This is a genomic window from Roseburia sp. CLA-AA-H209, assembly GCF_020687575.1.
Classification (GTDB): domain Bacteria; phylum Bacillota; class Clostridia; order Lachnospirales; family Lachnospiraceae; genus Roseburia_C; species Roseburia_C amylophila.
Window position 1 is genome coordinate 112,658 of record NZ_JAJEQU010000003.1, and the last position, 13,177, is coordinate 125,834.

The 13,177-nt window shown below is 42.0% G+C and carries 8 protein-coding genes; 7 read left to right on the forward strand and 1 reads right to left on the reverse strand.

Features of this window, described 5'->3' with window-relative positions:
• Positions 1–137 precede the first annotated feature (137 nt).
• The 6 genes from LKD41_RS04285 to LKD41_RS04310 all read left to right on the forward strand — a co-directional run bounded on the left by LKD41_RS04285 (position 138) and on the right by LKD41_RS04310 (position 9,649).
• On the forward strand, positions 138–3,149 hold the full coding sequence (locus LKD41_RS04285) for an AAA domain-containing protein (RefSeq protein WP_227700492.1): 3,012 nt from the start codon (positions 138–140) through the stop codon (positions 3,147–3,149).
• Between the two features lie 86 nt (positions 3,150–3,235).
• Positions 3,236–3,859 carry a TetR/AcrR family transcriptional regulator gene (locus LKD41_RS04290; protein WP_227700493.1) on the forward strand — a complete coding sequence of 208 codons (624 nt, stop codon included), beginning with the start codon at positions 3,236–3,238 and terminating at the stop codon, positions 3,857–3,859.
• A gap of 280 nt (positions 3,860–4,139) precedes the next feature.
• The gene (locus LKD41_RS04295) at positions 4,140–5,906 is read left to right on the forward strand and encodes an ABC transporter ATP-binding protein (protein WP_227700494.1); all 1,767 of its coding nucleotides are present in this window, start codon (positions 4,140–4,142) and stop codon (positions 5,904–5,906) included.
• A gap of 1 nt (position 5,907) precedes the next feature.
• Complete coding sequence (locus LKD41_RS04300) at positions 5,908–7,641, forward strand: ABC transporter ATP-binding protein (RefSeq protein ID WP_227700495.1); 1,734 nt, start codon at positions 5,908–5,910, stop codon at positions 7,639–7,641.
• Between the two features lie 126 nt (positions 7,642–7,767).
• Positions 7,768–9,099: a uracil-xanthine permease family protein gene (locus LKD41_RS04305; protein ID WP_431978799.1), complete on the forward strand. Its 1,332-nt coding sequence runs from the start codon at positions 7,768–7,770 to the stop codon at positions 9,097–9,099.
• Positions 9,100–9,112: 13 nt separating this feature from the next.
• Positions 9,113–9,649 carry a TIGR00730 family Rossman fold protein gene (locus LKD41_RS04310; RefSeq protein ID WP_227700497.1) on the forward strand — a complete coding sequence of 179 codons (537 nt, stop codon included), beginning with the start codon at positions 9,113–9,115 and terminating at the stop codon, positions 9,647–9,649.
• Between the two features lie 116 nt (positions 9,650–9,765).
• Here the strand turns inward: LKD41_RS04310 and LKD41_RS04315 are convergent, their stop codons facing one another.
• Entirely contained in the window at positions 9,766–11,850 is a 2,085-nt protein-coding gene (locus tag LKD41_RS04315; RefSeq protein WP_227700498.1) for a methyl-accepting chemotaxis protein, read from the reverse strand.
• 320 nt (positions 11,851–12,170) lie between these two features.
• On the opposite strand from LKD41_RS04315, the gene thiE reads away from it, so the two are divergent.
• Positions 12,171–12,818 (forward strand): thiamine phosphate synthase, encoded by a 648-nt coding sequence (gene thiE / locus LKD41_RS04320; protein WP_118177094.1) that lies wholly within the window; start codon positions 12,171–12,173, stop codon positions 12,816–12,818.
• Positions 12,819–13,177: the final 359 nt, after the last annotated feature.

Sequence of the window (13,177 nt, forward strand, 5' to 3'; positions counted from 1 at the left end):
CCATATAAAGTTCCCGCCGCCTCTATTCCAAAACGCTTCCCAAGACCCTGCTATGAACTACCCACCAAGATTTCAGCCATACTTGAAGCAAAGCAACCTATCGACCCGAAACATTACAAAACAAACAATTATAAACCATGAACACAATTTGCAGAGATATCTTCCGGGCCATTCATGAGAGAAAATGGCTCAGTATAGAGTACAAAAATGGAAAAGATGAAGTAACAAAATATTGGATTGGAATTATGGAGATAGACCCTATCCGGAAATCCATGCATGTAATGGGACTGCATTTGGGGCAGTATACCACAATGAGCCTTTACATTTATATTGATTCCATACTGTCATCGGCAGTAATAGAAGGCTCTTATTTTGAAACAAAGCAGGAGCTGATAGATGATATTACATATAACCAGGGAAAATACCGGAGAATCTTTGATAATATTGCAAATCTGAAGGTGCTCAATTATCTTGTTGACTGCAATAAAATGGATTCTGTACCTTACAAAACAGATTATGCACTCATTGAGCATCTGGATGGTGAATGGCAGGGAGCTTATAAGCTCGCACCGGAGCAGTTTAAGCAGATTGTATCGAAGTTTCAATATGGAGCAAAGGATGCCGCTTCCAAGAAGAAAATGAAGCAGCTGGCAATAAATGTATTAAGTATACATACGCCCAAAGGCGTATATGTGCTGGTATACCGAAAGCTGCGGCTGGATGTGCAGAAGAAGACCTTAAGGCAGGATGAAGAAATAACCGTCTGCATGGAGTTTGCATTGGAGAAGAATAAGCCGGAAGCAAAATTTGGAATCCGGAAATTTTTAGATGCAGATGACTATGAACTTTTAAATGATTTTGAAAAGAATCAGGAACTGATAAAAGATAAAATAACGAAGTCCAATCCCCAGATAAACGGCGTGGATGATATGCCATATGTAATTGCAATCGGCAGGGATTTGCTGGTGGATCTTCATCAGGAGTATGAAGCAATTCATAAAATGTATGAAAAAGATGAAGTGACCATTCCGATAAAAGCATTTTTCGGAGAACTGTTAAAACAGGTAGACCGAAGGAAAAATTATCCGATAACACTTTTAGACCGGAAAATCAATCTGGACCAGTTACTGGCAATTCATAATGCCATGAAATATCCGCTGGCATATATCCAGGGACCGCCGGGAACCGGCAAAACAAATACCATCGTAAATACTATGGTGACTGCTTTCTTTAACGAGAAAACGGTCTTATTTGCGTCTTATAACAATCATCCCATTGATGGAGTGTGCGATAAATTAAAGTCCATTCCTTATCGGAATAAGGGGATGATACCATTTCCGATTATCCGCCTTGGAAATGATAAATGCGTGCTGCAGGCACTGGATGATATTCGGGATTTGTATAAGCGGACAAAGGATATTTCCATATTTGACAGTACCCTTGAGAAGAACAAGGACGATAAGACGAGAAGGACGGAGAAGCTGACCAAGCTTTTACAGAGGCATGAAGAGAGAATCGAATTAAAGGAGCGGGAAGAAGCGATTCTTAAAATGATAGAGACTAATCAGCATCTGACTTTTCAGACAGAATTGCAGGGTGTTCAGCTTCAGGAGGTACGGAAAAAATTAGCAGAAATTGGTGAGATTACAGATGAAGAAGCATTGAAACTTGTAGTGGAAGATGAGGAGCTGTTTAAGAAATATCTCTACTATACGTCTGCAAAATATATTCAGCGTCTGAAGGAACCGAAAAATCAGGATTTGATGGAGATTGTAAACTGTCCGGATGAGGAAAAGAAAGTCAAGCAGTTTAATACCTATATCCGTCAGGAAGAAAATTTGAAGAAGTTCCAGAGAATTTTTCCGATTATTGCAACGACATCCATATCGGCACACAAGATTGGTGAGCCGGGGACGTATTTTGATATGGTTATTATGGATGAAGCAAGTCAGGGAAATATTGCCATGTCATTAGTACCGATTATCCGGGGCAGAAGCCTTATGCTGGTAGGTGATCCGCAGCAGTTGAGTCCGGTAATCCTGCTGAATCCGGTGGACAATGAGAAGCTTAAGCGGATTTATGGAGTGACAGATGAGTATGATTATATAAAGAATTCCATTTATAAGACCTATCTGGCATGTGATGCAGTCAGCGAGGAAATTCTGCTCAGCCACCATTACCGCTGCAATAAGAAAATTATTTCATTTAATAATAAAAAATATTATAACAACAAGTTGATTATCAACAGTCCGGATAAAGAGTCTAATCCGCTGATTTTTAAGAATATTCCAGCAAATACCACCAACTATAAGAATACAGCGCCGCAGGAAGTGGAAGAGATTATTTCGTTTATCAAAGAACATCCGGATAAGAGCATTGGTATCATTACTCCGTTTACCAATCAGAAAGAGCTGATTAACAAGGCGTTGAAAGACAATGGGATGGAAAATATTCCCTGCGGAACGGTTCATGCATTTCAGGGAGATGAAAAAGATGTTGTGCTTTTTTCGCTGGCAATCACCCAGCAGACTTATCAGGGAACTTATGACTGGCTGAAAAATAATAAAGAACTGATTAATGTGGCAACCTCCCGGGCAAAAGACCAGTTGGTAATATTGTCGGATATCAAGGAACTGAAGCGTTTGCATTCCGCTGGGGATGATGATATTTATGAGCTGGTAGATTATGTCCAGACCAACGGTGAGGCGCAGGTGACAGCAAGAGAGACTTCTTCCAGGGCATTGGGAATCAAGCCGTACAGCACGCAGACAGAGGCTGCATTTTTAACCACATTAAATCATGCACTAGATAATGTGCTGAATACAAATAACCGCTGCGTTGTGCAGAGAGAAGTCAGCATTGCACACGTATTTCAGGAAAATGAATCCTATGACGACCTTTTTTATACCGGAAGATTTGACTTTGTGGTATATGAAAAAGGATACCGTGGACAGGATATGCCGATACTCGCCATTGAGTTAGACGGAAAAGAACATAAAGAAAATGCCATTGTGCGGGCGAGAGACGAGAAGAAAAATGCAATTTGCCGGGCACATGGATTTGAGTTAATCCGGGTGGAAAATTCTTATGCCAGAAGGTATAATTACATTAAGAATATACTGATACAGTATTTTAAGAGTGTAAGGTGACGAAAACCCCCTTGACATCTCACCCAAAACTTATTATATTTATAACAGTGTTATATAACACTGTTATAAATGAAACGGAGGCATCAGTGACTAAACCAATCGAAGGCGTATCGGAAAGAATACTTTCCTGCGCAACGGAAGAATTTTTAGAAAAGGGTTATTCCGATGCATCGCTTCGCACCATTGCGGCGAAAGCGGGAACAACTACAGGTTCTATTTATTCCAGATTTAAAGACAAAGAAGGGCTGTTTGCAGCAATTGTAGGACCGGTGGCAGAGTATATGATGAATCTTTTTGTGAAGACGCAGGAAGAATTTCATGCAGTAGAGCCGGAGCGGCAGCCGAAAGAAATGGATGACTATGTAATATCCGGAATGGATGAAATGTTGGATTACATCTATGATAATTTTACCGCATTTCAGTTGTTATTAGAGGCGTCCTATGGAACGAAGTTCCAGAATTTTGTAGAACAGTTGGCAGAAGTAGAGGCAGAATATACCTACAAGTTCATGGAGGTTATTCATTTTCAGAATGAAGAGGAAAATGAAGTGACGGGAGAATTCATCCATATCATGACCAGAGCATTATTTGACAGCATGTTTGAAGTTGTCCGCCACAAGATGGAGAAGGAGACAGCTCGGAAATACATACATATGTTGGAAAAATTCAACTATGCAGGCTGGAATACCATTTTAAAATTCGAAGTGTAAAAGATAGTAAGACTGCTTATCTTGTAACAGCAGGAAGCAGTCTTTTCTTAAAAACACAGGTTAGTCAAAACTAATTTGCATTAGATACACTGTACGATGGAAATATCAAAAAGGTGCATTCCAGAATCCCAAAAGTCAGTTCTTCTGCCTGAATACCAACAGTGAGGTGGCACTTGGCTGTGAAAATATGTGGCAGCAGCACACCGGGAGCAGTTTTTAAAACAGTTTTCGTTTCAATAAGAAGAAAGAATCAATTATTTTTAAAGGAGGAGAAGAAAAAGTGAAAAAGGAAAGTTCCTTATCAAAGCTTTTTGCCTATGCCGGTAAATTCCGCTATCTGACCATAGCATCCTGGATTTTATCGGTAATCAGCGCATGGCTGGCTTTGGTACCATTTTATTACATCTGGAGAATTATGAAAGAAGTACTTTCTGTGGCATCGGATTTTGGCAAAGCAGCTCATTTAAAAGAATATGGCTGGGCAGCCGTTGGATTTGCCATTTTATCCATGCTGGTTTATGTGTGCGCGCTGATGTGTTCCCATCTGGCAGCATTCCGCGTCCAGGCAAATATCCGCACCAGCCTGATGCGGCATATCCTGACACTGCCAATGGGATTTTTAGATAAAGACGGAACCGGCAAAATCCGTAAAATCGTCAATGAATCCAGCGCAGCAACAGAGACCTATCTGGCGCACCAGTTACCGGATCAGGCAGGAGCCATCGCAACACCGGCAGGTCTTTTGGTATTGCTTATGGTATTTGATTTCCGGCTTGGTCTTTTGAGTCTGATTCCTGTGGTGGCAGCATTTTTGATTATGGGAACCATGACCGGACAGCGTATGAAAGATAAGATGGAAGAATATCAGAATGCATTGGACGAAATGTCCAGCGAAGCAGTGGAATATGTCCGTGGAATCCCGGTAGTAAAGACTTTCGGACAGTCGGTATTTTCATTCAAACGCTTTCAGGCCTCTATCAGGAAATATGAAAAATGGACGATTGCGTACACGAAGGAAATGCGGATACCAATGACGGTGTATACAACAGCAATCAATGCGGTATTTGCGGTGCTGATTGCAGCAACCTTTTTCTTCACACGAAATAGAGCCGATAATACCTTTTTATTAAATCTTTTATTCTATATTATCATTACGCCGATTATCACTGTGACCATGAATAAAATTATGTATTCCAGTGAAAATCAGCTGATTGTAGCAGATGCAATTTCCCGTATCGAAAGTATTTTAGAAAAGAAACCGTTACCGGAAACCGCCCATGCACAGGAGCCGGAGAACAACTCCATTACCTTTGAAAATGTATCCTTCCGTTATGAAGATGCCGGAAGAGATGCACTGCATCAGATTAATCTTGCCATCAAAGAGGGCGAGCATGTGGCATTTGTAGGACCGTCCGGCGGCGGAAAGACGACGCTGGCAAGCCTTGTGGCACGATTCTTTGATATCACGGAAGGACGCATCCTGATAGGAAATAAGGATGTGAAGGAAATTCCTTCCAAGCAGTTAATGGATATGGTATCTTTTGTATTCCAGGATAGCAAATTATTAAAAACTTCCATTTTGGAAAATGTCCGCATGGGAAAGAAAGATGCAACCAGGGAAGAAGTCATGCAGGCGTTAAAGGAAGCCCAGTGTGAAGATATCATTGCAAAACTTCCAGATGGAATTGATACAGTAATCGGAAGCAGCGGAACCTATGTATCCGGTGGAGAAGCCCAGCGGCTTTCCATTGCAAGAGCCATGTTAAAGAATGCACCGATTCTGATTCTTGATGAAGCAACTGCCTTTGCAGACCCGGATAATGAAGCAAAGGTGCAGGAAGCGTTTTCCAGACTGTCTAAGGGCAAGACCGTAATTATGATAGCCCATCGTCTGTCCTCTATTGTAGACGCAGACCGGATTTGCGTTTTAAAGGATGGCAGTATTGCAGAAGAGGGGACCCATGAGACGTTACTTCAGAAAAATGGTGTATATGCCCATATGTGGGAAGAATACAACAAATCGGTACAGTGGAAGGTAGGTGCGTAACATGAGCTGGAAAGAAAAATTACAACATAAATATGCACTATCAGAGCAGGGCACAAATGACATGATAAAGGCATTTCTGACAGCAACCGTTTCCAATATTGTGTTGATGTTTCCGGTGGGGCTGCTGTATTTTCTGGTAGAGGATTATCTGAACGATAATTTGAGCGGCAGAGGCATGTTCTATCTGATTGGAAGTATTCTCTGCCTGCTTCTGATTGCAGTGACAACATATATCCAGTATAACTGCACCTTCCTCGCCACCTATGTGGAAAGCGGTGTGCGAAGAATTACGCTGGCAGAAAAATTAAGAAAGATTCCATTATCTTTCTTTGGCAAAAAGGATTTATCCGATTTGACCAGCACCATTATGGCGGACTGTGCCACGATAGAAACGGCATCCTCCCACTATATTCCGGAGCTTTTTGGAGCCTGTGTTTCCACCGCAATTATTGCTGTCAGCTTATTCTTTTTTGACTGGCGGATGGCACTGGCTGCACTGTGGGTACTTCCGATATCATTCCTCATTGTGCTGAGTGCCGGAAAATTTTTAAGATATCTTAGCAGAAAACAGATGAAACTGAAAATGGCCTGCGCAGATGGCATTCAGGAATGCTTGGAGACGGTCCGGGATTTACGGGCAAATGATGCACAGGAAAATTATATGGCTGGACTTGAGAAGAAAATTAAAGCAGTAGAAAAACATGCAGTGGCGGCAGAACTTGGAAATGCTGTTTTTGTATCCGGTGCCCAGATGATTTTAAAGCTTGGAATTGCGACGGTAGCACTGGTTGGCGGAATTTTACTTTCGAAAGGAAGTATTGATTTACTGACTTTCTTTATGTTCTTATTACTGGTATCAAGACTTTATGACCCGATGCAGATTTCCCTGCAGAACCTTGCTGCCATAATCAGTGTGGATGTGCAGTGCGAGCGGCTGGATGAAATTTTATCCCATTCGGTACAGAGTGGAAGCACCGAGATGAAATATGATGGATATGATATTGTATTTTCACATGTGGGATTTTCCTATAACAGTAAGGAAAGTGTGCTGAAAGATGTTACTTTTACTGCAAAACAGGGCGAAGTCACAGCATTAATCGGACCATCCGGCGGTGGTAAGACCACGGTCTCAAGACTTGCCTCAAGATTCTGGGATATCAATAAGGGAACGATTACGGTAGGCGGCATGGACATTTCAAAGATTGACCCGGAAACACTGATGTCTCTTTATTCCATTGTCTTTCAGGATGTTACACTTTTTAACAATACGATTATGGAAAATATCCGTATTGGACGTTCCGATGCAACAGATGAGGAAGTCATTGCGGCAGCAAAATTGGCACACTGTGATGAATTTGCAGATAAACTGCCGGAGGGCTGGCATACCATGATTGGGGAAAACGGTTCTGAATTATCCGGTGGAGAACGTCAGAGAATTTCTATTGCAAGAGCATTTTTAAAGGATGCGCCGATTATATTCTTAGATGAAGCAACTGCATCCTTGGACGTAGATAATGAAACACTGATTCAGGAGGCACTGTCCCGGCTGATTCAGGATAAGACGGTTATGATTATTGCACATCGTATGCGTACAGTGGCAGATGCAGATAAGATTGTGGTATTAAAAGATGGAGTGGTAGCCGAAGAGGGTGCGCCGGAAGAACTTACAGCAAAGGATGGCGTTTACCGGCATATGGCAAAGACACAGCTTCAGGCAGCAGGCTGGAAATTGTAAAAAGCAGTTGACCTCCCCTCTGTTCCGTCATAAGATAAAAAAGATAGTGAGCATGCTATTGCGGAAACAGATAACGGAGGAAAAAAGAAAATGAGTTTTTCAGAAAGAAAAAACACAAAAGATGGTATGGCAGCAGGTCAGAAAGCCAGCGTAGATAATATTTATTCGCTGGATGGCAAAGTGCCGGTTTTAAATGCAATTCCATTTGGCTTGCAGCATATTTTAGCTATGTTTGTAGCCAATATTGCACCGATTCTGATTGTGGCAGGGGCCTGCGGAATGGATGCAAAGAATACGGCAATGATTATTCAGAGTGCAATGATGATTGCCGGAATCGGAACACTGATTCAGTTATTCCCAATCTGGAGAATCGGTTCGAGACTTCCGATTGTCATGGGAATTTCCTTTACCTTTGTATCCATTGCCTGTGTCATTGGCGGACAGTATGGCTATGGAGCAATCATGGGAGCGGTTCTTGTTGGAGGTATCGTAGAAGGTGTCCTTGGACTTTTATCCAAATACTGGATGAAACTGGTAACACCGATTGTAGCAGCTACCGTTGTAACAGCAATTGGATTTTCCCTGCTTGAAGTAGGCGCAGATTCCTTTGGTGGTGGCAGCAGCAGTGCAGATTTCGGATCTGCAACCAACTGGATACTTGGAACTGTGACACTGGTATGCTGTATCGTATTTAATATTGTAGCAAAATCCTATTTCAAACAGTTATCCGTACTGTTTGGACTGATTGTAGGTTATATTGTGGCATTGTGTATGGGTGTGGTAGATTTTTCAGCACTTTCCGATACAAGCCTTCTGGCACTGCCGCATCTGATGCCATTTAAAATGGAATTTCATGCAGATGCTATTATCGCATTTGTTTTGATATTCTTAGTGTCAGCAACCGAGACAATTGGAGATACCTCGGCACTGGCATCATCCGGCTTAAACCGTGATGTTACCCAGAAGGAGACGGCGGGCTCACTTGCCTGTGATGGATTTGTCAGTGCATTATCTTCGGTATTTGGCTGTATGCCGATTACATCCTTCAGCCAGAATGTAGGTCTGGTTGCCATGACCAAGGTTGTAAACCGTTTTGTCATTGCAACGGGGGCCATAATTATGATTCTGGCAGGAATTTTCCCGGTAATAGGTGCAGTACTTGCCACACTGCCAAGTGCAGTTCTGGGCGGATGTACAATTATGATGTTCGGAACTATCGTAATCAGTGGACTGCAGATGATTGGAAAATGTGGATTTTCCCAGAGAAATATTACCATATCGGCACTGTCCTTAAGTATCGGATTAGGCTTTACCCAGCTGCCGGATTTATTTGCAATCTTCCCAGGAATTATCCGTTCTATCTTTGCAGAAAACTGTGTAGCAGTTGTATTCCTTACTGCCATTATTTTGAATCTTGTATTGCCTAAAAATATGGAAGTAGAACGTCAGGAAAAGTAGCAGAGGAGAGCATATGAATATAGCAGTATATTGCGGTTCATCCGCAGGAAGTAAGGAAGCATATACCATCGGTGCAGTAGCCCTTGGCATGTGGATTGCAGAGAACGGACACACACTGGTATACGGTGGAGCCCGGGGCGGATTGATGGGAACCATAGCCAATTCCGTATTATCCAATGGTGGAAAAGTAATCGGTGTACTGCCACAGGTGGAATCCATCCAAAACCGCAGACACCAGTTTTTGACAGAGTACATAGATACGAAAGATATGGCGGAGCGGAAAGCGAAAATGATAGAGTTAGCAGATGCTTACATCGCACTGCCGGGTGGTCCGGGAACCTTAGACGAGTTATCGGATATCATATCCCTGCAGCGTCTTCACATCAATGAGAATCCATGCATTCTTTATGATATTGATGGCTTCTATCAGCCACTGAAAGCATTTTTCGAAGAAATGCAGAGCTCAGGCTTTGCAGCAAAAGAAGATTTTAACCGGGTGCTGATTTCCAAAGATTTATCGGAAATTGAAGCATTTATTCAGAGCCGTTGAAAGAAGATTCTGGAAAGTCAGGGCAGAGGTCAGCAATATAAAATACAGACAGAAAAGAAAACTTATAGAAAAAAACTCATAGTAAATTCCATGTGGAATCTGCTATGAGTTTTCTTTTATCCTAGCAACTGTTCTACATAATCTTTAATTGCCATATTGTCTTCCGGCATCTGGCAGCCGACGATATACATGCCTTCGTCGTCAGAACTTCGGATAATATGACCTTCCAAAGTAGCCTGATCCGGTAAATCAAAGGAAAGGATATTTAAGAGAATATCAGTCCCTTTGCTATCTGCAAAGAACGGTGCATCGCAAAGGAAAGCAAATCCGTTGGCACTGATATTTTCCATACGTCCCTGGAAGGTTTCTCCGGTGTTCTTAACTGTAATATTACAGAAATTGGAAAGGTCGGCACGAGGATATTTCCGTCGGTTTAAAATATTTGGACTGCCGGTGATTTCTACGACGAAATCAGAGGTTGTTTTATCTACATGGATGGAAGCATTATCCCAGCAGTATAGTACATTTCCAACAGTAATCTGGATGGAACAGGATTCGCTGTTACGAAGAGAAATCTTTTCTTCCAGAGAAAGTATAATCTGGTTGGAATACTGTTTCAGAACTTCACCATGGAAAACAAGGTCGGGGTTTTTCGTCAGGCGGATGGTTGCTTTCATACCAGGATTGATATCCTCAATACCCATGAAGCCGCCGATTCCAAGCTTGCACATCAACGCCTGGATTTCATTTTCTATGCTGTTAATATTGTTAGCACTTTCATCATATTTGCTTACCATACGCTGACTGATATCATCAGAATCATGAATGCAGAGTGTCATGGTATCGACAATTTCAGAAATATACTTCATATTTTCTACTAACTGGCGGTTTGATGTTTCCACTTCTTTGATTGCATTGTCAATGACCTGTATATGCTCACCCATCTGAGATGAGTCAGCGGTAATTTTATTTACGTTTTCACCTGTCAGTGTGACTTTCTCAAGAGTAAGCTGAATAAGTTTTAAGGTCTCTTCAATGGATTTTGTCATCTTGCCGGAGATTTCATCCAAACGCATCAGCGCATCCTGGATCTGTTTGGAAGAAGCCTTGGTTTCAGTGCTCAAGGTACGGATTTCCTCAGCAACAACAGCAAATCCTTTTCCTGCTTCTCCGGCTCTTGCAGCTTCAATGGAAGCATTTAAGGCAAGGAGATTGGTCTGACCGGAGATATTGTCGATGGTTCCGGTTTCGGATTTTACTTTTTCAAATTCAGAGGTAAATTCTGTCAGAACCTGTTCTACTTCATTGGAAAGTCTGGACATGGTTCCTGCAGTTGTAACAAGACTCTCCAAGTCAGCAGAACTGACCTGTGCATGATGAATGGATTCATTGGTAAGAGAAACCATTTCCTGAATCATGGAGCCGACATGTTCTACCTGGGAATTGATGTCAGTTGTCATATCAAGGGAAGAAGTCGTACGGTTCTGTAATTCCTGATTGTTGTTGGTCAGATTGTTCATTCCTTTTAAGACAACGTCAGAACCGTGTTTATTTTCATTAGCCAGTTCCCGGACAACGGTGATACCGTCCATAACGTTATTGCTGGCGGTTTTCACCTTTTCTACGGTATTTACCACACGATGTAAATCATCCTTGATACTGTCTGTCAGTGCACCGTCAGCCTCATTTAAATGGCGGATGGACATGATATAACAGATATAGCACAGAATCAGGCAGGATATCTGCAGCTGATAATTCTTTACGTCAGCAGCAGTGGTGCAGCTTAATACCATATAGCGGTAAATAATACTGATTACTACGCTGATAGTATTTGCAATACCGCACTGCAGCATGAATTTCCGGTCTTTAAAAATAATTAAAAGACTGGTTACCGGCAGAATGTAGGTAAATGCAATTGGGGATGCTGTGGTACATAAAAGATAAGTATAAAAGATACCGTAACCAAGTACCAGTATATAGCGATAGATGTCAGTAGTTTTGCCTTTGATTTTTAGAAATAATTCTCCAATAAAAAATGGAATCCAGCAGAGCAGAACAAAATAGAGATACTGCTTCGATGGATAGAGACCGTTGGACATATCGGCACCATAGTTAGCGGTCAGCAGCAGGGAAAATATAAGCCAGATTCTGCGGGCTTTGATATTGGCCTTGGCTTTAAAAACATTTTCATCATAATTCATAGATATTCTTAATCCTTCTCTTTCGCACAATGATATAATAAGCTGATTTAATTCTAAGCCATTTTTTTGTGGTTTTCAAGGTATTTTATGGAAAACATAGCTTGCTTTTTTGTGGGGAATGTGTATAATGAAAATCGTTGAAAAACGGGGTGCTCGCACAGGCGGGCTGAGAGTAAGCAGAAGCTTTAACCCAGAACCTGATTTGGATAATGCCAACGTAGGGAGATAACGAAACGCAGGTGCGATTACTTAGTGTGCAGGAATCTTTTTTACAGAGGTCCTGCACTTTTGTTTTTGCAGGTAGTGAGGAGAAATCACATATGAATATTACAAGAGAACAGCTTCTTCTTTATGCCGTTACCGACCGTAGCTGGCTTAAGGGAGAGACCTTATATGAGCAGGTAGAAAAAGCATTGAAGGGCGGAGTTACTTTAGTGCAGCTTCGGGAAAAAGAATTATCTGAGCCGGAATTTGAAGCAGAAGGCAGAAGCCTTTTGGAACTCTGCCACCGTTATAGGGTACCATTGATCATCAATGATAATGTGGAACTGGCAGAAAGGATAGGAGCCGATGGCGTGCATGTGGGGCAGTCCGATATGGAGCTGACCCGTGCAAGAAAAATTCTTGGAACAGATAAAATCATCGGAGTGACTGCGAAAACAATAGAACAGGCACAAGCAGCAGAAAAAGCCGGTGCAGATTACTTAGGAAGCGGAGCCGTATTTGGCAGCAGCACCAAGACTGATGCAAAGCCGATGGAACTAACCCTGCTGCAGGAAATCTGTCAGAGCGTCACCATCCCCGTGGTCGCAATTGGCGGCATCAACCATGATAACATCCTGAAATTAAAAGGATGCGAAATTGCAGGAGCAGCAGTTGTAAGTGGAATCTTCGCATGTGAGGACATCGAAGAGGGAACGAAAGAACTGTTGCAAAAAGTGAATATGGTAGTAAAAAATCATGAATAAGATAGGACATAAAAAAGTCTTACTTATATAAAGTGCAGATGATGATTTTTGTGAATAAGGGATTCGGGTTGTTCTGATAATACCATTTCTTTGGCTGTTAGAGGCTATTGGATTTCCCTTATGCAACAGGCAACGCCGGCATCATGGATGTGCCGGCGAGGCGGAATGGAGCAAGGATGCGACTTTTCGCCGTTTGCCGGAAAAAAGATATACTTCCGGGAAATCCTAGAGCCTCTTATAGTCAAAGAAGGTATTTCAGGACAAGCCGAAGCCCGTATCAGAAAATGATTCATCTGAACAATTCAGCGGCAGATTGGGGGCACCACCTTAGGTCGCTATACAAAATTAATGCAAAGGAG

Bases quoted from the DNA above. Each gene is read 5' to 3' on its own strand.
- LKD41_RS04285 (WP_227700492.1), top strand. From the start codon at position 138: ATGAACACAATTTGCAGAGATATCTTCCGGGCCATTCATGAGAGAAAA.
- LKD41_RS04310 (WP_227700497.1), top strand. From the start codon at position 9,113: ATGAATATAGCAGTATATTGCGGTTCATCCGCAGGAAGTAAGGAAGCA.
- thiE (WP_118177094.1), top strand. From the start codon at position 12,171: ATGAATATTACAAGAGAACAGCTTCTTCTTTATGCCGTTACCGACCGT.
- LKD41_RS04315 (WP_227700498.1), bottom strand. From the start codon at position 11,850: ATGAATTATGATGAAAATGTTTTTAAAGCCAAGGCCAATATCAAAGCC.
- LKD41_RS04300 (WP_227700495.1), top strand. From the start codon at position 5,908: ATGAGCTGGAAAGAAAAATTACAACATAAATATGCACTATCAGAGCAG.
- LKD41_RS04305 (WP_431978799.1), top strand. From the start codon at position 7,768: ATGGCAGCAGGTCAGAAAGCCAGCGTAGATAATATTTATTCGCTGGAT.